The sequence below is a fragment of the Caballeronia udeis genome (genome assembly GCF_044909315.1).
In the GTDB taxonomy this organism is placed as follows: domain Bacteria; phylum Pseudomonadota; class Gammaproteobacteria; order Burkholderiales; family Burkholderiaceae; genus Caballeronia; species Caballeronia udeis_A.
In genome coordinates this window covers 42476-65323 of sequence record NZ_JBIYEB010000028.1, presented here as the reverse complement: position 1 = coordinate 65323, position 22848 = coordinate 42476, and the positions used below count along the sequence as shown (strand labels likewise).

Here is a 22848-nt window from a genome sequence, read left to right as displayed (position 1 = left end):
CAAAAAGCAACACGGATCGCCAAAGGCGTAAGGCCGAAAGCCCAACTGCTTGAATCAACTGCACAAATCTCAGGGTTTTCACTAAGAAAACCAGCAACGTTCGGTACAATTTGATTCCTTCAGCTCGCCCGAGCCTGCGTCCTTCACCCCGATAACGCGCGACCGGCCAGCACACAGTCACCGCTTACTCCATGCCTCTGCCCCTTCTTGCCCTCGCCATTGCCGCGTTCGGTATCGGCACGACCGAATTCGTCATCATGGGCTTGCTGCCCAACGTCGCGCGGGATCTCGGGGTATCCATCCCCGCGGCCGGCATGCTTGTGTCGGGTTATGCGCTGGGCGTGACCATCGGCGCCCCCATTCTCGCGATCGTCACCGCGAAAATGCCGCGCAAGAAAGCGCTGATGAGCCTGATGGGCGTATTCATAGTCGGCAACTTGCTGTGCGCGATCGCGCCGGGTTACTGGATGCTGATGGTGGCGCGCATTCTGACCGCGTTCTGTCATGGCGCCTTCTTCGGCATCGGTTCGGTGGTCGCCGCGGATCTGGTCGCGCCCAACCGCCGCGCGCAGGCCATTGCGCTGATGTTCACGGGCCTTACGCTGGCGAATGTGCTCGGCGTGCCGCTTGGCACGGCACTCGGTCAGGCGGCCGGCTGGCGTGCCACGTTCTGGGTCGTGACGCTGATCGGGCTGGGCGCGGCCGGCGCGCTCGCCGTGTGCCTGCCGAAGCACATCGAGATGCGCGAATCCAGCATCCTGCGCGAATTCAACGTGCTCAAGAATCCGCAAGTGCTGATGGTGCTGGGCATCAGCGTGCTGGCATCGGCGAGTCTGTTTTCGGTGTTCACCTACATCACGCCGATCCTCGAAGACGTCACCGGCTTTTCGCCTCATGCGGTCACGCTGGTGCTGCTGTTGTTCGGGCTTGGGCTGACGGTAGGAAGCACGCTCGGCGGCAAGCTCGCGGACTGGAAGCTATTGCGCTCGCTGCTGACGTTCCTTGTATCGATCATCGTGATCCAGGCCATTTTCGCCGTTACGATGCACGCGGCCATTCCCGCGATGATCACCATCTTCGTCTGGGGCGTGCTCGCTTTCGCGATCGTTCCGCCCTTGCAGATGTTGATCGTGAACCGCGCGAGCGATGCGCCCAATCTCGCGTCTACGTTGAATCAAGGCGCATTCAATCTCGGCAACGCGACAGGCGCGTGGCTCGGCGGCATGACAATTGGCGCGGGGGCGGCGCTTACTGCGCTGCCGTGGGTAGGCGTACTGATGGCCTGCGGCGCGTTCGGATTGACGCTGCTGTCGGCGTCGCTGGATCGCAAGGCACGGCGCGCGAGTATCGGCCAGGCGGTTTAGGTTCAGGCTCCTGAGATGCGCAGCGCCGAGGCTCTGCGCTCTAGTCCGCCACGCTACGCGCGGGCAAAATCCCACCTTTGCATTCGCCGAATCCCACGCGATACCCTTCGCCCTGACACCATCCGGTGAGCGTCAATTCATCGCCGTCTTCAATGAACCTGCGCTCGCCGCCCTCTTCCAGCGTGATCGGGCGCTGACCGTTCCACGTCATTTCAAGCAGGCTTCCGCATGAATCCGGCGTCGGACCGCTGATCGTGCCGGAACCCATCAGGTCTCCCACGCGCGTGTTGCATCCCGCCACCGTGTGATGCGCGAGTTGCTGCGCCATCGACCAGTACATCAGCTTGAAATTGGTTCGCGAGAGCTTGGTTGCTGACTCAGCCAACGCCGGTCGAAGATGCACTTCGAGTTCGATATCGAATGCGTGATTGCCGGTATGGCGCAAATAGGGAAGCGGTTCGGGCTCCTGCTTCGGCGTGGCGGTACGGAACGGTTCGAGCGCATCGAGCGTGACGATCCACGGCGAGATGGTGGTTGCGAAACCCTTCGAGTTGAACGGCCCGAGCGGCACGTATTCCCATTGCTGGATATCGCGGGCGCTCCAGTCGTTAAGCAGCACCATGCCGAAGATATGCGACTCGGCCTCTTCACAGCCAATGGGTTCACCCAGCGCATTTCCCGCGCCGATGACAAACCCCGTCTCCAGTTCAATATCCAGCTTGCGGCACGCGCTGAACACGGGCCGCTCCGCATCGGGCAGCTTGATCTGGCCGCTCGGGCGGCGCACCGGTGTGCCGCTCACGATCACCGATGAAGCGCGCCCGTTGTACCCAATCGGCATCTCGGACCAGTTCGGCAGCAGCGCGTTCTTCGGATCGCGGAACATGGAGCCGACGTTGGTCGCGTGTTCCCTTGATGAATAAAAATCCGTGTAACCGGGGATGTCTATGGGCAGATGCAGCGTTGCGCTCGCCCTGGGCACAAGCGCTCGCGAACGTAACGCCGGATCGTTTTTAAGCGTGTCGCAATCGGTGGCGAGCAGCGCACTCACCTGGACACGAACGCTTCGCCACGCTTCGCGTCCCAATGCGATAAACGCATTCAGCGTGGGCTGTGCGAACACGGGTTCACCTTCGATCAACCCCGCGCGATGCACGACGGCGAGGTCGAGAATCCAGTCGCCGATCGCCACGCCTGCGCGCGGCAGCGGATTGATTTCATCGGAGAAAATGCCGAACGGCAGGTTCTGGACGGGGAAGTCGCTTGCCGGATCGTTCGCGGATTCTATCCAGCTTTTAAGCGCTGGATCGCGTGTCGCTTCAAGCGCTTGATGAGCCGGGCCGGCTGAAAAACTCATCGTTGCTCCGGGTTGAAATGTTTGGTCAGTCCCTGCCAGCACTCGTAGTAATGCGCCTGAAGCTGCGCGGTTTCCAGCGCGAAGCGGGTCGGCTTGATCAGCGTGCGCGTTTCGAACATGAACGCCATCGTGTCGCCTACTTTCACGGGCGTCGATGTATCCGCGTTCGATGCCTTCTCGAAGGTCTGCGCGTCCGGCCCGTGTCCCGACATGCAGTTATGCAGGCTCGACCCGCCCGGCATGAACCCTTCGGCTTTCGCGTCATAAACACCGTGCACCAGGCCCATGAACTCACTCGCGACGTTCCGATGAAACCAGGGCGGCCTGAAGGTATCCTCATTCGCGAGCCAGCGCGGCGGGAAAATCACGAAGTCGATGGCATCCACACCCGGCGTATCCGTCTGCGATTGCAGCACGAGGAAGATCGACGGATCGGGGTGATCGAAGCTGATCGACCCAATGGTGTTGAACAGGCGCAGATCGTATTTGTACGGCGCATAGTTGCCGTGCCACGCGACCACGTCGAGCGGCGAATGGCCGATATCCGCGCGCCACAACACGCCGTTCATCTTCGCGACGAGTTCGAACGCGCCTTCGCGGTCCTCGTAGGCCGCGTGCGGCGTGAGGAAGTCTCGCGGATTCGCAAGACCATTCGAGCCGACAGGTCCGAGGTCAGGCAGCCTCAATAACGCGCCGAAGTTCTCGCAGATGTAGCCGCGCGCGGTGGTATCGGGAAGCGAGACGGAAAAGCGCACACCGCGCGGAATGACCGCTATTTCGAAGGGTTCTATATCGAGCCGGCCGAGTTCAGTCGCAATGGATAACCGCCCTTCCTGCGGCACGATCAGCAGTTCGCCGTCGGCGCTATAGAAGAAGCGGTCCTGCATCGAACGGTTCGCAGCGTAGAGATGGATCGCGCAACCGGACATGGATTCAGCCGCGCCATTGCCGGCCATTGTCACCCAGCCGTCGATGAAATCCGTGGGCACGTGGGGCATTGGCAACGGGTCCCAGCGCAGTTGATTCGGCGGCGTGGGCGGCACCTCGGTGAAGTTCGCGACGAGTTTGGCGCGCAGGTCATCGCCTTCCATTTGAGTGAACGGTTGATGCACCGCCGCCGGCCGTATCCGGTACAACCACGAGCGCCGGTTGTGCCCGCGCGGCGCGGTGAAGGCGGTGCCCGAAAGCTGCTCGGCATACAGCCCATAGTTCACGCGCTGCGGTGAATTGCGGCCGAGCGGCAGCGCGCCGGGCAACGCCTCGGTCGCGAAGTCGGCGGCAAAGCCCGATTGATAGTGGCGGCTCGTTTCAGTGTGACTCGTGAATGCGCCAGGCGATTCTGGTTTCATGGGCTTGTCCTTTTCTACAATTTCATACGCCGGCGGTTGAGGCCGCAACGCCGCTTCGCGCCATCGACATCGCTTCGCGCAGCACGTCCATATCGCCGATCTGGTTCGACAGCAGCAGGATCAATTTCGCGTTCACGAGTTGGCTTTCGTCGTTGCCAAGATCGCGATGCATGTCGATCAGCGCTTCATAGAAGGCATCGGGATCGGCGAGACGCAGGGTGGTATCGAGCATGGCTGACCTCATCATGCGGGCTGGGTTTCGTTCAGGGAGCAAGTCGCGCGGGCGAGTGCTTCGCGCACGGCGCGAGGATCGAGGCGACGGGCGCGCATTGCGATGTGCTGGTCCGGGCGCAGGAGATAGAACGTGCCGGGATGCGCATCGAAACGCTGGGCCAGGAGACCCTTCACGTCTTCCAGTACTTCAATGTCTTCGCGCACTTTGGCGTCAGAACCTGGCGGCACGATCAAGACAAGCTTCATGTGCGGACACAGATCTTGCAGCGCGGCTAAAGCATCGGCAGATTCACCAAACAGTACACCCGCGAACGACGACCCCATGCGCTGCAAGAACCATCCGTTCCGGCCGGTAAAAAACACAGGCGCATCCGCCGCCACTGCACCCGGCACGAGCGCGCAATTGAAGGTATCGCAATCCGGCGTGTTCAACGGCGAGTCATGCAGCACCGAAGCCGTGGATAACCGCCCGCTATTCACAATCCGCCGCGCAAACGCACAATCTTTCGCAAGCCGCAAAGCAGCGTCGCGGAACACGCGCGATACGTCGCTCTTCGGCGTGATGAAATCGGTTGAACGCGTAGAGTGGCGGATGTTTTCATCGGCGGCGGCTTCACGCTCGCTGGCATAGGTGTCGAGCAAAGCATCGGGCGCATCACCGTCGATCACGAGTTTCAACTTCCAGCCAAGATTGTCCGCGTCCTGCACGCCGCTGTTCGCGCCGCGCGCGCCGAATGGCGACACACCGTGCGCCGAATCGCCCGCGAACAGCACGCGGCCGTGACGAAACTTGTCCATGCGCTGGCATCGGAACGTATAGACGCTCACCCATTCCAGTTCAAATTCAACGTCAGGTCCGAGCAACGCGCGCACACGTGGAATCACGCGCTCGGGCGCTTTCTCCGCGACGGGGTCGGCGTCCCAGCCCAGCTGGAAATCGATGCGCCACACGTTGTCCGGCTGCCGATGCAGCAGCACCGATTGATTCGGATGAAACGGCGGATCAAACCAGAACCAGCGCTCGGTCGGGAAGTCGGCTTTCATCCGCACATCGGCGATCAGGAAGCGGTCCTTGAAGGTGCGGCCGTGGGTATCGAGATGCATGAGCGCGCGAACCGGGCTACGCGCGCCGTCAGCGGCGACTACATAACGCGCGCGCAACGTGTACGGACCGTCAGGCGTCTCGATCTGCAGCAAGACACAGTCATCCGACTGCGTGATGCCCGTGACCTTGTTGTGCCAGCGGGCATCGAGCAAGGGCAACTCACGCGCCCGCTCAGCCAGATACCCTTCGACGTAATACTGCTGCAGATTGATGAACGCGGGCCGCGCATGATCCGCTTCGGGCAACAAATCGAATGCGTAGAGCAGTTCGTTTCGCAGGAACACCTTGCCCACGTTCCAGCTCACGCCCTTCGCGACCATCGGTTCGCCGCAGCCGAGCCGATCGAAGATCTCGAGCGTGCGTTTCGCAAAGCAAATAGCGCGCGATCCCGACGACAACGTGTGGTCATCGTCGAGCAGCACGACGGGGGTGCCCTGCTGCGCGAGATCGATCGCGGCCGCGAGACCCACCGGCCCCGCGCCGATCACGACAACCGGATGCAGCGGCGAGGGGGCGTCCTGAAGACCGTCCTGATCGGATGAGCGGCGGTACTCGAATGTGAGCGCCTGAAAGTCGATAGCCATGATCGTTGTCGTCGCCACTCAGCTTTCGAGCGTTTCCCACATTTCCTTGTCGCGCTGCGCCGTCCAGATACGCGGATCGCGATATTGCGTGGCTTCGTCGAAAGCGCGCGTGACGTCGAACGGCATGCAGTGATCGAAGATGACCCAGTCGCCGAATTTCGGCTTGAGCGCGGCATACGTAAGCTTGTAGATCTCGTTCAGGTCCTTGCCCGCTGCTGCGCCCAGCTTCACCTGGTTGAACAGTTCGCTTACGAAAGCCCGTGTTCCCGCAATACCCTCTGCCACTTGCTGCGGCGTCTTCAGCGCCGCACCTCGACCCGGTACAAGCTTCTCGGGATTGAAGGCCGCAAGCGCGTCGAGCGTTGCGGGCCAGTCCTGGTAATAGGCATCGCCACAATAAGGCGTCGCACCGTATTCGACCAGGTCGCCCGACAACATCACCTTGTCCTGCGGCAGCCACAGCACCGTGTCGCCTTTGGTGTGACCCCGGCCGAGTTGCATGATCTTCACTTCCAGCTTACCGAGCCACAGCGTCATCTCGCCCTGGAAGGTGAGCGTTGGCCACGTGAGCCCCGGCACCGATTCCACCGCGTTGAACAGGCGCGGAAACCGCTCGATCTCGCTCTTCATGTCCTGCTCGCCGCGCTCGACGATCAGGTCGTACGTGTCCTCGCTCGCGATGATCTCCTGCGCGCCGTACGCCGACGCGCCGAGCACCCGCACCGCGTGGTAGTGCGTGAGCAGCACATATTTGATGGGTTTGTCGGTCACTTCGCGGATCCGGCGAATCACGTCTTGCGCCATGACCGGCGTGGCTTGCGTGTCGGCGACGAGCACCGCGTCGTCCCCAATCACAATGCCCGTATTCGGATCGCCCTCCGCCGTGTACGCATAGGCGTGCTCGGACAATCGTTCGAACGTCACTTTCTTTTCCGCCAAGTCCGCCTGTGACGCAAATTTCTTCTCAACTGCCATGCGAGTCTCCCGATAGTTTGCCGTTTCAATTACGCATGGTAAAACTAATTACGTTAAGTGAAATTAATGTTAACCCTAGTCATATGCGCCGAGTTGGTTTCGGGTCATATCAATATGTGGATTTTGTGCAAGGCACCACCCGTGGCACTGCTACCATCGACGCTATACCCCTTACATACTCGTCTTCATGATCGCGCCAACCGTCCAGCAACTCGTCTCGCGTGCCGCGGACTATCCGTTTCCCGGCGCGCGCATTGTCATGGGCGAAGGGGCGAGCGCGGGCACGGCCATCGCGTTCTACGAAGGGTTTTGCCTCGCGAGCGCCTACGAACCTATCTTCGATGTCACCACGCGCGGGCTGCCGCAATCGCTGACGGCGTCGGTGGAAAGTGCCGAGCGATTCGGCGATGAACTCGGCTTCCAGGCGATGACGCTCACCGGCGACGGCGCGTCGTTCGATCCGTTCGCGCAACTCGACGACGACCCGAAGCTCGTCGAACTCGACCGGCTCTCGCGCGCATTGCACGCGTTCAATTTCTTTGGTGCGCAGCGGCCGGGGTTGTTGTTCCTGAGGGTGCACGAGCGTCTGCTGAAGAGCGTGAAATATGATCACGGCAAGCACTTTTCTTCCGTGCTGATCGAGTTTGGCTTGAACCCGGCAAGGATCGTCATTGAGTTGCCGCCGGCCGCGGTCGCGCATAAGACCTTCCTCGGATATCTCGTGAAGAGTTATCAGAAGTATGGGTTCAAGGTCGCCGGGAATTTGCCCAATGCCGGACAGATCATGTCCGTGTCGGACATGGCGCGGCTGGATTTCATCAAGATGGATGCGGGTCTGGCATTGCGGGATTCAGTGGTGAAGCCGTTGGTGGGCTATGCGCACCGGCTGAAGATTCCGCTGATATTCAACCATGTCGACGACGAAGCGCAGTTCGAAGCGCTTCAGCAATTCGATGTCAGTTTTGTACAAGGGCCCGCGTTCGAGGCGCATGCGATTGGGCCGGGGGGACGGTAGGGTTGGGCTTCCTCCGTCTCCACCATCGAGAAGAAAAAATCACCTCGCGGTAAACCCGCCATCAATCGGCATGACGATGCCTGAGATCATCGCGGCAGCGTCACTCAACAAAAACAAAATGGGCGCGGCCACTTCGTCCGGCTCAACAAAACGCCCCAGCGGAATCCCCTTCAACGCGGGATCGCGTTTAGCGGGTTCGCTCCACGCCTTGATTGCCATCGGCGTAAGCGTGACTGTCGGATTGACGCTGTTCACGCGAATCCCATGCGGCCCGAGCTCTAGACATAACACGCGCGTAATAGCATCGAGTGCGGACTTCGATGCGCAATACGCGAGGTGATCTTCAATCCCCACCAGCGCCGCCTGACTCGATACATTCACAATGCTGCCGTGCTTGCCCGCAGCGATCATCCCCCGCGCGACCTGTTGCGCTACGAGCGCAGCACCCCGAGCATTCACCGCCATGATCTGATCGAAATCCGCAGCAGAAAAATCAATGCCCTTGTCCAGCGCCGTCGTGCCCGAACAATTGACGAGACCATCGAAAGCATCGAGGTCTTTCAACGCGAGCGCTATCTGCGCCGGATCGGATACATCAAGAACCAACGGCTCGCAGCCAGTTTCATCTGCAAGCGTTTGCAGGGCGTCCAGGTTACGCGCCGCCGCCACCACCCGCGCACCCGCGGCACGCAAATGAACGACCGTCGTCCGTCCAATACCACTCGATGCCCCCGTAACCAGCACCGACCGCCCATTGAAATCGAAGTGTGTCTGCATGATTCAGGATGCCTGCAAGCGATGCATGATCGGCTTCAACGCCGGGTATAAATCGACATAAACAGCAAAGCGCTCAGCGTATAACTTCTGCCGCTCCGCGTCAGGCTTCGCACGTTCGACCAGCGTGACCCAGCCGCCCTCAGCGGTCTCCCGCGTGATCAGGTTCGTGCCTAATGCCGCAAGCAACGCGGCGCCCATCGCGGCTTCCACGTCCTCTTCGATCGACCAGACCGGAAACCCCGTGACATCCGCGATGATCTGCATCCACAAGTCCGAATGCGCCGCACCGCCGACCACGATAAGTTTGTCGTCAAGCGATTGCGCGCCACGGCGGCCCGCCTCCATGTTGTGCCTTAGCGCGAATGCCACGCCTTCCAGAACCGCGCGATACAGCGTGGCACGTGTGTGGTAGAGGCTCAAGCCAACAAATGTGCCACTGGCTTTTGCATCCCACACGGGGCTGCGCTCACCCATCAGGTAGGGCAGGAAGACCACACCATCGGAGCCCGCTTTTATGTTCGCCGCAGATTCTTCCAGCAGCCGATGCGGATCGCCATGAGGCGTCGCTTTCGCGGCTTCTGTCTCTGCATGACAAAACTGCTCGCGATACCACGTGACAGAAGCACCCGCGGTAATAGCGCCGCCAAAAATGTATATGTCCTTTTGCGAGTTGTAGACGTGCGGCATGCTGATCAGGCCATGACTCGCATCGACGCTCTGATTGATATACCCCCAGCACATGCTCGTGCCGATCATCGCAACGTGATGCCCTGCCCGCGTCACGCCTGCTGCGAACGTAGCAACCGCTGCATCCACTCCGCCCGCAATCACGGGCGTGCCCTCTTTCAATCCAAGTTCAGCGGCCCATTGAGGTAACAATCCACCCACTATCTCCGACGAATCCACTAACCGCGGCGGCATCATCTCCACTGGAATGCCGAGCATGGTCAGTGCTTCTTCCGACCACCCGCGTTTCTCCATGTCGTACACCCCGCCGATATTCCCCGCCGAGCTATGGTCCACCGCCAACGCTCCCGTTAACTCACGAATGATGTACGCGTTCGGCGGCAGAAAATATTGGGTCTTGCTCCATACCTCGGGCTGGTTGTTCTTCAGCCAAAGCATCTTCGTATAGCCGTAGTAACTGTCTATGCCATTGCCCGTGATCTGCCTGAGGCGTGCGGTATCGATGTTCTTCCCGACCCACTCCACTTCCTGCGTCGCCCGGCGGTCCATCCAGATCAGGCACGGATATAACGCGCGTTTTTCTTGATCGACAGGAATCCCGGAACCGCCGTACAAGCTGCTTATGCAGATAGCCTTGATATCTTCGCGGGTTACCCCCTTCGCGGCGGCTTTTTCCGCGCAGGCCTTGATGGTCGCCTTGACCGCATCCAGCCAGACCGAAGGCCATTGCTCCGCCCACAACGGTCGCGGCGTGTCGGGATGGTAAGCACTCGAATGCTGGGCGACGATCCTTCCTTCCACGTCGACCAACAATGCCTTCGTGCTCTGAGTGCCAATATCAACGCCTATTACATAAGCCATTGCGCTTGCTCCATGTCTCGATCTTTTCAGCCCCGCTTGGTTTGCAGGGCTTTTCTGGTTCTTTATATTATCGCGGCTTTAGCAAGACCTTGATGGAATCCAGTGAATCGGCGACCTTGATCGCTTCGTTCCATTCCTCAAGCGAAAAACCATGCGTCACAATACCCTTCGATGTAACCAGGCCACGCGCCAACAGATCAATCGCGATGGGGTAGCAGTACGGTCCAAGATGCGCACCCCGCACGTCCAGTTCCTTCCGGTCGCCGATGATCGACCAGTCAACCGTCGTATCACTGCCGAACACCGAGAACTCAACAAAACGCCCCAGCTTTCGGATCATGTCCAGGCCTTGCGACACGCCTATGGGTGCACCCGTCGTTTCTATATAGACGTCGCAACCGTATTGATCCGTGATCGACTTGATGATCGCCAATGCATCTTCATTCTTCGGGTTGATCGTGATGTCCGCGCCGTATTCACGCGCCAGCGCCAGGCGTTCCTCCACCAGGTCGATCACCACGAGTTTCTTCGGTGTCTTCAGATGGGCGACCTGCGTCATCATCAGCCCGAGCGGTCCCGCGCCCGCAATCACGACCACGTCATCCAGCTGGATGTCACCACGATTCACCGTGTGGATCGCACACGCCAGCGGCTCGATGATCGCGGCGTCCTCCAGCGAAATACCGTCCGGAATCTTATGGACGATGGCAGTCGGCGGGATACGCATGTATTCGGCCATGCCGCCATCCGCCACTTCGCGCTGGAAGCCGAAGATGTTGTGCACCTCGCACATCCAGTACTGCCCCGACTTGCAATAGCGGCATTTTCCGCAAGGCACGATCTGCTCGGCGATCACACGTTCGCCCAGGTCCACGCCGAAATGGTCTGCCGCGCCTTCCCCCAGTTCTTCGACGTACCCAAAGAACTCGTGCCCCGGAATGACCGGCGCCTTGACCCAGGGGCTGGGGCCGCCCCAGAACATCTTGGCGCCCGAGTGGCATTTGCAATCGCTCGCGCATATCCCGCAAGCGGCAATGCGAATGACCAGTTCATTGCGCCCGGCGGTGGGCCGCCGTACCGACTCGACCCGGTAGTCCTTGGGCGCGTGGCAAACAATTGCGGTCATCCGGGTTGCTTCGTTTGATGTGCTCATAGTGCTCTCGTCCCGTTCTGCATAGGTTCGTGGTTCTTCCCGGCCAACACCTTTGAACAAGGGGTTTTCCGTCTCTGGTCATGACCGCTTCTTTAATCACTTACGACGTCGGTCGCGGCTGATGTAGATCGCCAGCAAGATGATTCCGCCCTTGATCACATTCTGGACATAAGGGTTCACACCAACCATGTTCAAACCGTTGTTCAGCACGCCCAGCAGCAACGCACCAATCAACGTGCCGACAATCGATCCGCGGCCACCCGAAATGGAAGTCCCGCCCATTACCACGGCCGCGATCGCATCGAGCTCAAAACCAACGCCTGCATTCGGCTGCCCGCTCATCAAACGCGCGGTGAGCACGATGGCCGCCAGTGCCGATGTCAGCCCCGCCAGTCCGTACACAATCAGCTTTACGCGTGCCACGCGCACGCCGGACAACCTCGTGGCGTCTTCATTGCCACCGATTGCGTAGACGTATCGCCCGAACGGCATGCGCTCGAGCAACACCCACGCAAGCAGGTAGACCACGAGCATGATGACCACGGGCATCTGGACGCCCAGCACCTTGCCGTTGCCAAAAAAGGCAACCCAGTCAGGCAGGCCATCGATCGGATAACCGCCGGTGTAGATCAGCGCCAGCCCGCGAGCGATGCCCATGGTCGCCAGCGTGACGATGATCGGCGGCATGCCGGCGAAGGCGACGAAGATGCCGTTCGCCACACCAAAGCCAAGTCCTACGGCAATGCCGACCACGAGCGCCGCCACCGCGTTCATGCCCGATACCATCAAGCCGGCCGCCAACGTGCCGGACAGCGCCATGACCGACCCCACCGACAGATCAACGCCTCCGGTCAATATCACGCACGTCATGCCCACTGCGATGATGGCGTTGATGGACACCTGCCGCGCGATGTTCTCTATATTCGCCGCCGACAGGAAACTGTTGCTCGCGAACACCATCACCAGGCACACGACCACCAGTCCGACGAACGGATAAAAGATGGTTGATCGTTTAAGACCGGCCCACGTCAATCGCACGGGTGCGCCGGGCGATGCGGAATCGACTGTGGCGGTCTTGGGTTCCATCGTTAATTTACTCATGGCTGACTCCCTGCTCGAGCGACGCGGCACTGGCCGTCGTCGCGTGCGTCATGACTGCATTCGATGTGATCTGCTCACCTTCAAGAATGGCTTCTATGCGGCCCTGCCGGAACACGGCCACGCGATCGCTCATGCCCACGATCTCCGGCAACTCCGACGAGATCATGATGATTGCGTAGCCCCGCCCGGTCAGCTCGCGCATCAACAAGTAGATCTCGGCTTTCGCCCCCACGTCAATTCCGCGCGTGGGTTCGTCGAAGATCAGGATGTTCGCGTGATGATTCAACCAGCGCGCAATCACCACCTTCTGCTGATTGCCGCCGGAGAGCGTGGACACCTGCGTGTTCATGGTCGGCGCCTTCACACCCACACGCTTCATGATCGCGGCGGTCGTACGCGCTTCGTTGCGTTGATCGATGAAAAATCGCGCCTGACGGTACTTGCCGAAGTTGTTGATCGAGATGTTCTGCTTGATCGAGAAGTCGGTGATCAGCCCTTCAGTCTTGCGGCTTTCCGGCAGGATGCCGATACCCGCATCAAGTGATGCAGCCGGGTCCGCCAGCTTCATGTCCCGGCCGTTGATCTTCACCTTCTTCACATGGGCGGGATCGGCGCCGATCACCGCGAGCGCGGTTTCGGTACGACCCGATCCCACCAGGCCCGCGAAGCCAAGGATCTCGCCTTCACGCAACACGAACGCGTTGACGGGCCCGTCCTTGTCGATCTGCAATGCCTCGACTTCGAGCACGGCTTTTGCATTGGCACGTGGCGGGGGTTTCGGCGGAAAGCTGTTCTCGATCTTGCGGCCGACCATCATCTCCACGAGGCGGCTGACGTCGGTATCGGCGACGGCTGTGTCGCCGACATACTGGCCGTCGCGCAGCACCGTGATGCGATCGCAAACCTCAAAAATCTCATCGAGGTGATGCGAGATGAAGATCATCGCGACACCCTGCGTCTTCAGCTCACGCATGATGTCGAAGAGATGTTCCGCTTCGGAAGGCGTGAGCGTGGCGGTGGGTTCATCGAGGATCAGGATGCGCGCTTCAAGAGACAACGCCTTGCCGATCTCGACGAACTGCTGCTGCGCGACCGACAACTCCCGGATAGGCACCGACAAATCAATATCCACTTTCAGCCGCGCAAAAATTGCCGCCGCAGACCGCCGCATGGCCGCTCGATCCAGCAAGAAACCTTTCCTCAGTTCACGCCCGAGAAAGATATTCTCGACCGCGTTGAGGAACGGAATCAGGCTGAATTCCTGGAACACGATGCCAATGCCGGCCGCCACCGCATCGTGATAATCCGCGAAGGTACGGGTGGTGCCGTTGAGCGTGATCGTGCCTTCGTCCGGCTGATAAATACCGCTGAGGATTTTCATCAGCGTGGACTTTCCCGCGCCGTTTTCACCGAGCAGCGCGTGCACTTCACCGGCGGCAACGTCGAGATGAATGCCCTGCAACGCCTTCACGCCGGGGAAGCTTTTCGTGATGTTGTCGAGTCTGAGAATGGAGTTCATCTTGGGCACCTGCCGGACCGTGCATTAAGAGCGTGATATGAAAATCGCTTACCAGCTGAAGCCCTTGGCATTGCTCTTGTCGATCAGCTTCACGTCAATAGGAATCACCTTCGGCACGTTGGCGCCCCACTTCTTCGCGAGTGCGATCCCAATCGCAATACGCACCTGGTCGCGCGGAAACTGCGCCGACGTTTCGATGAACTTCGAGTCGGGTTTTTGCATGGCCGTGATAGCTTCCGGCGCACCGTCGACGCTCGTCAGCTTGATGTCCTTACCCGATGCGTCAATCGCTGCAAGCGCGCCCATCGATCCGCCGTCATTCACGCTGAATACGCCCTTGAGATTCGGATGTGCCTGGATCATGTTCTCGGTCACGCTCAGCGCAGTCGCGCGTTCCTGCTTGCCGTTCTGCGTATCAACAAGCTTGATATTCGGGAACTTGGCGAGTGCCGCCTTGCAGCCGCGTACGCGCTCCAGAATAGGCACGACCGGAATGCCGTCGAGGATGGCCACCTCTCCCGTGCTGCCAATCGCCTTGCCCAGGTATTCGCACGACATCACGCCCGCGTCGTAATTCTTCGATCCCACGAACGAGTCCACCGGGCCGTTCGCGTTCGCATCGACAGCCACAACCACCACGCCGGCCTTTTTCGCCGAGTTCACTGCGGAGACAATGCCGGTGGAATCGGTTGGGTTCACGAGCAGGATGTCGATCTTCTTCTGCAGCATGTCTTCAACATCGCTGACCTGCTTGCTGACGTCGTGATGGGCGTCGGTCACGAACACTTGCGCGCCGATCGATGCCGCCGCTTCGTTCAACGCTTTTTGCATGGAGACGAAATACGGATTATTCAGCTCCTGGAACGTCATGCCGATCTTCAGCGGCTCAGCGGCGTGAGCGGCGGACATTGCAAGCGCCGTAGCAAGACCTAACGTGGCGAAGGCGAGTTTCTTCGGGAAAAGGAAAGCGTTCATGGCTGTCTCCATCTGTTATTGATTGGACTGGGTTTGACTTGATGCACTTCATGGCAAAGCTGGAACCGCGAGGACGAGCTCGTCCCGCGCGGTGCTTTTGCAAGCACCGCGTATTGCGGTCTGCGGTTACGGAAAAAGGCGCTAGACGGACGCTTCCAGGGCCTGTGCAACGTCGCGCGGTTCGGTCGCGCTTGCAGCATTGAGCTGCTGGTACGCACGCCACCGCGACGGCGACATGTCTTTGAGCAACAGGAATTGTCGGTTGAAATTCGACAAGTTATTAAAGCCGACCTGATAACAGATATCGGTAATATTGAGTTCGCCCGACATCAGCAACTGGCACGCGAGATTAATACGCAGCCGGTTCACGTACTGCACGAAAGGCAGTCCTGTGTGACGGCGGAAATATCGCGAGAACGCGCTGACACTTTGTCCCGCGAGCGCCGCGAGTTCGGATTCGCGCAGTTCCTGCGAGAGGTTCTTGCCGATATAAGACAGCACATGATTGATGCGCGTCTCGGCATACTTCGCCGGGTCCGCACGATACGCCGCGCTCGCCAGCTTCACCAGGTCGGCGCTCTGCACGAGCAAGTCGAGCAGCGCGAGGAACAACGTGATGCGCCGCATACCCTGCGCGCCAAGCATCTCGCGCATGATCGGCTCGGCTGCCGCGCCCGTTTCCGGCGTGAACAGAAGACCCCAGCACGACGCATCGAGTAAAGCTTCAACGCGCTTCAGTTCCGGGAATACGTCGATGGCACGCGCCACGAATTCCGCATCGAATTGCAGGATCAGGCAGCGTTCGTCGACATGCTCGCCCGACGGCACGTCGCTGACCCAGTTGTGCGGCAGGTTCGATCCCATCATCACGAGATTGCCGGGCACGAAATTGCCGATGTAGTCGCCCACAAAGTATTTGCCGCTCGTCGTGGTGATGAGCTGGATTTCATACTCGGGATGGAAATGCCAGCGCACGGTGCGGTACGGATAACCGTGCGACCAGACCTTGAACGATTCGTCGCGCGCCACCGCGACTACCTCGAGATCTGGCTGGAAAATGTTGGCGCGGCGGGCGTCCGTGCGCGCTGCGCGGCAATAACCGCACGTTCCGCACCGGCACGAGGGGGCACTCGGTATTGCGTGCATCTGTCTTCCTCCTGATCCGCTTTTGTTTTCGGCGCCGCGGATAAAAACGGTTCGCGCCTGCCATGACTGAAAATTATCCCTGTCACGATTAATTCACCACTGAAAATGACACGGCCCGCCGATACTTTTTTGCATTGGGGTTAGTCCGTAGGGGCTCGACCGACAAATTTTGTGCAACGCAATAGCGCGCGAGTGCGCGCGAAGCATCCTCACCGCCGCCCCAGGAAATCACGCAAAAACACAACCGGAAATGCTGCGCAGTGCCTTGACTTTCATCGAATCGAATACGATCATTCGCTCACAGAACGAGCAAATGATCGACGCAACGCGAATTTGGCCTTGGCGCCCAGTCTGCGTTCGACGACAACGAGACACAGCACAGCGCCCGCACCGCATGAGGCGCATCCAGATCAGAGGAAGGACGACATGACTACCGAAAGCCAGGCAGCCGCCGACGTGATCCTGCACATCGGCGCGGGTTCTTTTCATCGTGCGCATCAGGCGTGGTACCTGCACAAGCTGATTGAATCCGGCGACACGCGCTGGTCGCTGACGGTCGGCAATATTCGCGGCGACATGAATGCGGTGCTGGAAGCGCTGGCCGCACAGAACGGCACGTATACGCTGGAAACCGTCACGCCGCACGGCGAGCGCGCGTACGAAACCATTCGCTCAATCACGAAGGTCGTGCCGTGGGCAGCGGACCTGAACGCGTTGGTCGCGGCGGGGTCGGCGCCGGAGTGCAAGATCGTATCGTTCACGGTGACCGAAGGCGGTTATTACCTCGATGAACACCATAAGCTGGATACGGCGAATCCGGATCTGGCCGCCGACCTGAAAGGCGCCCGCACGACGATCTATGGCGCGCTGGCCGCTATTCTCGACGCCCGGGTGAAGCAGAACGCGGGCAAGGTGACGCTGCAAAACTGTGACAACCTGCGCAGCAATGGCGATCGCTTCAAAGCCGGCATGCTCGAATTCCTGCAATTGCGCGGCGAGACTGCGTTGCGTGACTGGATGATCGCGAATACGTCATGCCCGAACGCGATGGTCGACCGCATCACGCCGCGGCCCACGCCCGATGTCCGCGAGCGCGTGCTGGCTGCAACCGGTTTCGACGATAAAGCCCCCGTCATGGGCGAAGCGTTTATTCAGTGGGTGATCGAGGACGAATTCATTGCAGGGCGGCCGGCATGGGAGAACGTCGGTGCGGAAATGGTCCACTCGGTGCTGCCCTACGAAGAAGCCAAGATCCGCATTCTCAACGCGACGCATAGCTGTATTGCCTGGGCGGGGACGCTCCTCGGCCATCAATACATTCACGAAGGTACGCAAGACGCCGATGTCCGCGCGCTCGCCGAGGCCTACGTCACCGAAGACGTGATTCCGTGCCTGTCGCCGAGTCCGATCGACCTCGCGAAATACCGTGACGTGGTGCTCGACCGCTTCGTCAATCCATATATCCAGGACACGAATCAACGCGTGGCCGCCGATGGCTTCTCGAAGATCCCTGGCTTTATCGCGCCGACTTTGCGTGAATGTTTTGCGCGCCACGTCGATCCGAACGCCACCGCGATGTTGCCCGCCCTGTTCTTCCGCTTCCTCGAACGCTGGCATGAAGACAAGCTGCCGTACGCGTACCAGGACGGCGTGATGGACCCCGCCACCGCGCACGCTTTCTTCGAAGCGGACGACCCGGTGAAGGCTTTCGTCGCCGATAAACTGCTCTGGGGCAGCCTCGCGCAAAGCGCCGATCTCGAACGTGTGCTGCGCGCGGCGCTTGGCCGTGTCGATGCGTGGCTCGCCAAGCGGGCCTGAGCATCTCACGCTTCGTTTCACCCCTCTTCGTGCCCGTCCGGTGTTATTGCCAATGGCGTAACACCGGCAGCGGCGCTACATTAGCGTCTCCGGTTTCTCGCGGCTTTCAGCCTTCATCAAGGGTTCGTCCATGTATTTAGGCATCGATCTCGGCACCTCCGAAGTCAAAGTTCTCCTACTCGCGAGCGACGGCAGCGTCGTCGGCACGGCGGGCACCCCCTTCACCGTTTCGCGTCCCAAACCCCGCTGGTCCGAGCAAAATCCGCTCGACTGGTGGAACGGCACACGCGCCGCGCTGTTCGCTTTACGCGATAAATTCCCGCGGGAATTCGCACAGGTGCGCGGTATCGGTTTGTCGGGACAGATGCACGGCGCGGTGCTGCTCGATTCCGAGGATCAAGTGCTGCGGCCGGCGATCCTCTGGAACGACATGCGCAGCGACAAGGAATGTGACGAGCTGACCGCGCGCGCGTCGGGGTTGCACGAGATCGCCGGCAATCTCGCGATGCCCGGTTTCACCGCACCGAAGCTGCTATGGGTGCAACACAACGAGCCGGAGATTTTCAACCGGACCGCGTGCGTGTTGCTGCCGAAGGACTATCTCCGGCTGCATCTGACCGGCACGAAAGTATCCGATCCGTCGGACGCCGCCGGTACCTTGTGGCTCGACGTCGCGCGCCGCGACTGGTCGGATGAACTGCTTGCCGCCTGCAACATGACACGTGCCCAGATGCCGGCGCTGGCCGAAGGCAGCGAGCCGTCGGGCACGCTGCTGCCCGCGCTCGCCCGCGAACTCGGATTGCGCGATGGCGTGGTCGTCGCGGCCGGCGGCGGCGACAACGCGGCCAGTGCGGTGGGTATCGGCGCAACGGAACCGGGCGATGGTTTCCTCTCGCTCGGGACATCGGGTGTGCTGTGCGTGGTCGGCGACCGCTTCCGGCCGAATCCATCGTCGGCAGTGCATGCGTTCTGTCACGCCATTCCCGACCGCTGGCATCAGATGAGCGTGGTGTTATCGGCTGCGAGCTGCCTGCGCTGGGTCTGCAAGCTCACTTCCACCGACGAACCCACGCTACTCGCTGAAATCGCCGCGCTTGATCCTGCCGCGCTAGAGATCGCGCCGCTCTTCCTGCCGTATCTCAGCGGCGAACGTACGCCGCATAACGACCCGTACGCGCAAGGCGTGTTCTTCGGCATGACCCACGCAACGGACCGCGCATTGCTCGGTTACGCGGTGCTCGAAGGCGTGACGCTTGCGCTGACCGATGGCCTCGATGCGTTGCAGGCCGCCGGCACCGAAGTGCATGCGCTGTCGCTCCTGGGCGGCGGTGCGCGCAGCAAATACTGGGGTCAGTTATTAGCCGACGCCCTCAATACGCGCACGCGCACGCATGGCGGCGGCGAGACCGGCGCGGCGCTTGGCGCGGCACGGCTCGGCTGGCTGGCTGCGGGCGGTGATCCGGCCGTGGTGCTGGCCAAACCGCCGGTGAAGGACGAGTTCATCCCCGACGCGGAACGTCACGCCATCCTGCGGCAACGGCTGAAGGGTTTTCGCGAGTTGTATCAGCACGTGCGGCCGTTGTTCGATCCGGCGCGTCCACGGCTCGCGTGATGGTTTAAAAGACACCGGGGGAGTTTTTGTCCGCAGGCACCGAGCGTGCACAATGTCGATCTTTCGCGTGCCTCTACGGCGCGCGATTCTCTTTGTATTCGACACGAACGACCCAGACATCGAGCCACCGTGCCCAAGTCCAACGAAAAACTCGATCTCGCCACCCGCGCCGCGTGGCTGTACTACGTCGCGGGCAACACGCAGAATGAAATTGCGGAGAAGCTGCAAATCTCGCGGCCCGTCGCGCAGCGGCTGGTCGCGTTCGCGGTCGAAAAGAACCTGATCCGCGTGCGCGTGGATCACCGGATTGCCGATTGCCTCGCACTGGCTGCGAAGTTATCGAAGCGATACGGCTTGTCGATGTGCGAAGTCGTCCCGGTCGACGGTGATTCTCCCGAGCAAGTGGACCGCAAGCTGGCGGTCGCGGGCGCGCAGGTGATGGAACGCTATCTCACCGATGAAAAGCCGCTGGTGATTTCCATCAGCACCGGCCGGACCCTGAAAGCCGTGGTCGCGCAAATCGGGCAACTGGAGCGTCCGCAGCACCGCTTGGTGTCGATGGTAGGGGCTATTGCCCAGGACGGCTCCTCGAACCGCTACGACGTCGCACAGCACCTCTCCGAGAAGACCGGCGGCAAGCATTTCATGTTGCCTGCGCCGTTGATGGCCGACAGCCGGGCTGAGCGCGAGCAATGGTGCAATCACCGGCTGTACCGGATTGTCGATGCGCTGTCTGCAAACGCCGATGTCGCGTTTATCGGGATCGGAAATATCGGGATCAATTGCCCGCTGCATGAGGACGGCTTTATCACGACTGCCGAAGTGGAAGAGATGATGCAGGCCGGTGCTGTGGCTGAGCTGCTCGGCTTGCCCATTGACGCGCAAGGCGCGCGGGTGCGGTCAGCGACCGGTGAGCGTGTGACCAGCTTGCGGCTGGATGCGCCGCCGAAACGGCCGACTATCGGGTTCGCGGGCGGCTTGAGAAAACGTGAAGCGGTGATTGCCGCGTTGCAGGGTAAATGGCTGTCGGGGCTGGTGACCGATGAGCTGTGCGCGCAGGCGGCGCTGGACGCCTGAGGGCATTTTGGATGGGGATGTTCGCTCGCGCCGGTGGACGGGTTTTTGGGTTTTGGCGGGCTGGGGGTGAGCGGTTGGGGTTGGGGTTGAGTCGCCAGGTTCTGGGGTTAGTGGTCGGGGTCAGTGCCGGGTTGCTGCTTTCGGCGTTACCGGTCTGCAAGAGTCGGATTTTCTCTTTATCACTATTAGCCACTGTGCGTGGCGGCACGTCATTTCTTTGTCCAAGCGACAAAAAAACGAAGCAAAGAAAACGCTTTCAAACCACGCTACCCTAAGTGTCCACAGCGTGCAGTTTTCATTCATAGGTGCCCCAAAAGCACGGTGCTCGCCAGAGCGAAGGACGTGTGAAACCCTCCTTCTCCGAACACGGATACCCACACGCTTCGCCACCAGTGATTGAACCTGCCCAAGGTTCACCCCGCGCTATCCGCGAACAACCTTCCACCGAATTTGTACGCACGTCGAACCACGCAGCCAACCCACGGAGAAACAAGGTCCCCAAAACGTGTGAGGCCGTGCTGACCGTGGGGTGCTGGTGCTTGCCCGAGAGCACTAGTGGCGAAGCGTGTTCATGTCAGGATTCGCGAGAAAGAGGGGTTCAAACATCCTTCGCTCTGGCGAGCACCGTGCTTTTGGGGCACCTATGAATAGAAACTGCACGCTGTGGACACTTAGGGTAGAGCGGTTTGAAAGCGTTTTCTTTGCTTCGTTTCTTTGTCGCTTTGAACAAAGAAATGACGCGTGCCGCCACGCGCAGTGGCTAATAGTGATAAAGAGAAAATCCGACTCTTGCAGACCACTAACGCCGAAAGCACCAACCCGGCATAGACCCCGACCGCTAACGCCAGAACCTGGCAACCCACCACTGACCTCGCCCGCCAACCCAGGAAAGCCCAACCCGGCCTCAACCCCAATCGCCATCCGGAAACCCGCGCCAGAGCCGAAAACCCGTCCACCGGCGCGAGCGAACATCCCCTTCAGGCTGCCGACAGCACCTCGACAATCTTCCGCTGATACGCAATCCCGTCTGCGTTGAACAAATGGCAATGTTCAGGTTTCGCGCCGAGCTTCAGCACTTCGCCGCGTGAATGGCGCTCCAGCGGCGGGATGCGCGCAATTATCCCCTCCGGCGCCACGGAAGACTCCGCGTACAGATAAGCGGCATCGCCGAGCGACTCCACGGCCATCGTCTTCGATGAAACGCCGTGCTCAAGCGTTGCCGCCGTGCCCGCATGCAAATGCTCCGGGCGAATCCCGACCGTTACCGCATCGCCCACCTTGGCGTTGCCCGGTTCGACAGCGGCGAGTTGCGTCTCACCCGTCGCGTACTTCACCAGGATCCCGTCGCTCAAAACCTGCGTCACCTCGCCGTTCAGGAAATTCATCTTCGGCGATCCGATAAAACCCGCCACGAACTTGTTCTGCGGCGCATGATAAAGCTGATTCGGCGAACCGACCTGCTCCACATTCCCCGCCGACAACACCACAATCTTGTCCGCCAGCGTCATGGCCTCCACCTGATCGTGCGTCACGTAAATCATCGTGGTCTTGAGCTCGTCGTGCAACCGCGCGAACTCCAGGCGCATCTTCACGCGCAACGCGGCGTCGAGGTTGGACAACGGTTCGTCGAAGAGGAACACCTTCGGCTTGCGCGTAATCGCACGGCCGATCGCCACGCGTTGACGCTGCCCCCCCGACAATTGCTTAGGTTTCCTGTCGAGCAAATGATCGATGTGCAGGATCTTCGCAGCCTGCTTGACGGCTGCATCGATTTCCGGCTTTTTCGTACCGGCCAGCTTCAGGCCAAAAGCCATGTTGTCGTACAGCGTCATGTGCGGATACAACGCGTACGACTGGAATACCATCGCAATCCCGCGCTTGGCCGGCTGCACGTCGTTCACGCGCACGCCGTCAATGGTCAGGTCGCCGCCGGTGATATCTTCCAGACCGGCGATCATTCGCATCAGCGTGGATTTGCCGCAACCGCTTGGGCCCACGAACACGACGAACTCGCCGTCGGCGATATCGAGGTTCACGCTGCGAATCACTTCGGTTTCTTCGTAGCGCTTGTTGATGTTGCGCAGATTCAGGCTTGCCATGATGGAGTCTCCGTCTTTAACTTGGCTTCGTTTTCTGCGA

General features: G+C 60.3%; 18 protein-coding genes. 5 read left to right on the top strand and 13 right to left on the bottom strand.

What is annotated here, in order from left to right; translation table 11 throughout:
- Positions 1 to 191 precede the first annotated feature (191 nt).
- Positions 192 to 1364, top strand: a complete 1173-nt coding sequence (locus ABH944_RS33805) for an MFS transporter (protein ID WP_404611811.1) — start codon at positions 192 to 194, stop codon at positions 1362 to 1364.
- Positions 1365 to 1404: 40 nt separating this feature from the next.
- Here ABH944_RS33805 and fahA read toward each other — a convergent pair whose 3' ends face one another.
- From fahA to ABH944_RS33780, 5 genes are read right to left on the bottom strand one after another with little or no spacing between them, the layout of a single operon-like run.
- Positions 1405 to 2721 carry a fumarylacetoacetase gene (gene fahA / locus ABH944_RS33800; RefSeq protein ID WP_404611809.1) on the bottom strand — a complete coding sequence of 439 codons (1317 nt, stop codon included), beginning with the start codon at positions 2719 to 2721 and terminating at the stop codon, positions 1405 to 1407.
- The gene (hmgA, locus tag ABH944_RS33795; protein WP_404611807.1) at positions 2718 to 4070 is read right to left on the bottom strand and encodes a homogentisate 1,2-dioxygenase; all 1353 of its coding nucleotides are present in this window, start codon (positions 4068 to 4070) and stop codon (positions 2718 to 2720) included. The genes fahA and hmgA overlap by 4 nt, the downstream gene beginning before the upstream one ends.
- A gap of 22 nt (positions 4071 to 4092) precedes the next feature.
- A complete protein-coding gene (locus tag ABH944_RS33790) occupies positions 4093 to 4302 on the bottom strand; it encodes a DUF2783 domain-containing protein (RefSeq protein WP_404611805.1) in 210 nt (69 codons plus the stop codon).
- Positions 4303 to 4313: 11 nt separating this feature from the next.
- Positions 4314 to 5993 (bottom strand): FAD-dependent oxidoreductase, encoded by a 1680-nt coding sequence (locus ABH944_RS33785; RefSeq protein ID WP_404611803.1) that lies wholly within the window; start codon positions 5991 to 5993, stop codon positions 4314 to 4316.
- 18 nt (positions 5994 to 6011) lie between these two features.
- Complete coding sequence (locus ABH944_RS33780; protein ID WP_404611801.1) at positions 6012 to 6968, bottom strand: MBL fold metallo-hydrolase; 957 nt, start codon at positions 6966 to 6968, stop codon at positions 6012 to 6014.
- A 187-nt stretch (positions 6969 to 7155) separates the two neighbouring features.
- Between ABH944_RS33780 and ABH944_RS33775 the strand changes: the two genes are divergently transcribed.
- Complete coding sequence (locus tag ABH944_RS33775; protein WP_404611799.1) at positions 7156 to 7983, top strand: EAL domain-containing protein; 828 nt, start codon at positions 7156 to 7158, stop codon at positions 7981 to 7983.
- Between the two features lie 39 nt (positions 7984 to 8022).
- Here ABH944_RS33775 and ABH944_RS33770 read toward each other — a convergent pair whose 3' ends face one another.
- The 7 genes from ABH944_RS33770 to ABH944_RS33740 all read right to left on the bottom strand — a co-directional run bounded on the left by ABH944_RS33770 (position 8023) and on the right by ABH944_RS33740 (position 16202).
- Positions 8023 to 8760, bottom strand: coding sequence for an SDR family oxidoreductase (locus ABH944_RS33770; protein ID WP_404611797.1), 738 nt, complete (start codon positions 8758 to 8760; stop codon positions 8023 to 8025).
- Positions 8761 to 8763: 3 nt separating this feature from the next.
- Complete coding sequence (locus tag ABH944_RS33765) at positions 8764 to 10308, bottom strand: FGGY-family carbohydrate kinase (protein ID WP_404611795.1); 1545 nt, start codon at positions 10306 to 10308, stop codon at positions 8764 to 8766.
- Positions 10309 to 10375: 67 nt separating this feature from the next.
- A complete protein-coding gene (locus ABH944_RS33760) occupies positions 10376 to 11461 on the bottom strand; it encodes an alcohol dehydrogenase catalytic domain-containing protein (protein ID WP_404611793.1) in 1086 nt (361 codons plus the stop codon).
- 96 nt (positions 11462 to 11557) lie between these two features.
- A complete protein-coding gene (locus ABH944_RS33755; protein ID WP_404611902.1) occupies positions 11558 to 12547 on the bottom strand; it encodes an ABC transporter permease in 990 nt (329 codons plus the stop codon).
- A gap of 7 nt (positions 12548 to 12554) precedes the next feature.
- Positions 12555 to 14081, bottom strand: coding sequence for a sugar ABC transporter ATP-binding protein (locus tag ABH944_RS33750; protein WP_404611791.1), 1527 nt, complete (start codon positions 14079 to 14081; stop codon positions 12555 to 12557).
- 48 nt (positions 14082 to 14129) lie between these two features.
- On the bottom strand, positions 14130 to 14990 hold the full coding sequence (locus ABH944_RS33745; protein ID WP_231936947.1) for a substrate-binding domain-containing protein: 861 nt from the start codon (positions 14988 to 14990) through the stop codon (positions 14130 to 14132).
- A 207-nt stretch (positions 14991 to 15197) separates the two neighbouring features.
- Positions 15198 to 16202: an AraC family transcriptional regulator gene (locus tag ABH944_RS33740; protein ID WP_404611789.1), complete on the bottom strand. Its 1005-nt coding sequence runs from the start codon at positions 16200 to 16202 to the stop codon at positions 15198 to 15200.
- Positions 16203 to 16628: 426 nt separating this feature from the next.
- On the opposite strand from ABH944_RS33740, the gene dalD reads away from it, so the two are divergent.
- The 3 genes from dalD (at position 16629) to ABH944_RS33725 (ending at position 20709) form a co-directional block, all read left to right on the top strand.
- Positions 16629 to 18020 (top strand): D-arabinitol 4-dehydrogenase, encoded by a 1392-nt coding sequence (dalD, locus tag ABH944_RS33735; RefSeq protein WP_404611787.1) that lies wholly within the window; start codon positions 16629 to 16631, stop codon positions 18018 to 18020.
- A gap of 130 nt (positions 18021 to 18150) precedes the next feature.
- A complete protein-coding gene (gene xylB, locus ABH944_RS33730; protein ID WP_404611785.1) occupies positions 18151 to 19632 on the top strand; it encodes a xylulokinase in 1482 nt (493 codons plus the stop codon).
- Positions 19633 to 19761: 129 nt separating this feature from the next.
- Positions 19762 to 20709, top strand: coding sequence for a sugar-binding transcriptional regulator (locus ABH944_RS33725; RefSeq protein WP_404611783.1), 948 nt, complete (start codon positions 19762 to 19764; stop codon positions 20707 to 20709).
- A gap of 977 nt (positions 20710 to 21686) precedes the next feature.
- Here ABH944_RS33725 and ABH944_RS33720 read toward each other — a convergent pair.
- Positions 21687 to 22808: an ABC transporter ATP-binding protein gene (locus ABH944_RS33720; RefSeq protein ID WP_404611781.1), complete on the bottom strand. Its 1122-nt coding sequence runs from the start codon at positions 22806 to 22808 to the stop codon at positions 21687 to 21689.
- Between the last annotated feature and the right edge of the window lie 40 nt (positions 22809 to 22848).

Coding starts and splice junctions, on each gene's coding strand:
- ABH944_RS33770 (WP_404611797.1), bottom strand. CDS start 8,760: ATGCAGACACACTTCGATTTCAATGGGCGGTCGGTGCTGGTTACGGGG.
- ABH944_RS33775 (WP_404611799.1), top strand. CDS start 7,156: ATGATCGCGCCAACCGTCCAGCAACTCGTCTCGCGTGCCGCGGACTAT.
- ABH944_RS33750 (WP_404611791.1), bottom strand. CDS start 14,081: ATGAACTCCATTCTCAGACTCGACAACATCACGAAAAGCTTCCCCGGC.
- hmgA (WP_404611807.1), bottom strand. CDS start 4,070: ATGAAACCAGAATCGCCTGGCGCATTCACGAGTCACACTGAAACGAGC.
- ABH944_RS33805 (WP_404611811.1), top strand. CDS start 192: ATGCCTCTGCCCCTTCTTGCCCTCGCCATTGCCGCGTTCGGTATCGGC.
- ABH944_RS33785 (WP_404611803.1), bottom strand. CDS start 5,993: ATGGCTATCGACTTTCAGGCGCTCACATTCGAGTACCGCCGCTCATCC.
- ABH944_RS33755 (WP_404611902.1), bottom strand. CDS start 12,547: ATGGAACCCAAGACCGCCACAGTCGATTCCGCATCGCCCGGCGCACCC.
- fahA (WP_404611809.1), bottom strand. CDS start 2,721: ATGAGTTTTTCAGCCGGCCCGGCTCATCAAGCGCTTGAAGCGACACGC.
- ABH944_RS33760 (WP_404611793.1), bottom strand. CDS start 11,461: ATGAGCACATCAAACGAAGCAACCCGGATGACCGCAATTGTTTGCCAC.
- ABH944_RS33740 (WP_404611789.1), bottom strand. CDS start 16,202: ATGCACGCAATACCGAGTGCCCCCTCGTGCCGGTGCGGAACGTGCGGT.
- ABH944_RS33765 (WP_404611795.1), bottom strand. CDS start 10,308: ATGGCTTATGTAATAGGCGTTGATATTGGCACTCAGAGCACGAAGGCA.
- xylB (WP_404611785.1), top strand. CDS start 18,151: ATGTATTTAGGCATCGATCTCGGCACCTCCGAAGTCAAAGTTCTCCTA.
- ABH944_RS33720 (WP_404611781.1), bottom strand. CDS start 22,808: ATGGCAAGCCTGAATCTGCGCAACATCAACAAGCGCTACGAAGAAACC.
- dalD (WP_404611787.1), top strand. CDS start 16,629: ATGACTACCGAAAGCCAGGCAGCCGCCGACGTGATCCTGCACATCGGC.
- ABH944_RS33745 (WP_231936947.1), bottom strand. CDS start 14,990: ATGTCCGCCGCTCACGCCGCTGAGCCGCTGAAGATCGGCATGACGTTC.
- ABH944_RS33780 (WP_404611801.1), bottom strand. CDS start 6,968: ATGGCAGTTGAGAAGAAATTTGCGTCACAGGCGGACTTGGCGGAAAAG.
- ABH944_RS33790 (WP_404611805.1), bottom strand. CDS start 4,302: ATGCTCGATACCACCCTGCGTCTCGCCGATCCCGATGCCTTCTATGAA.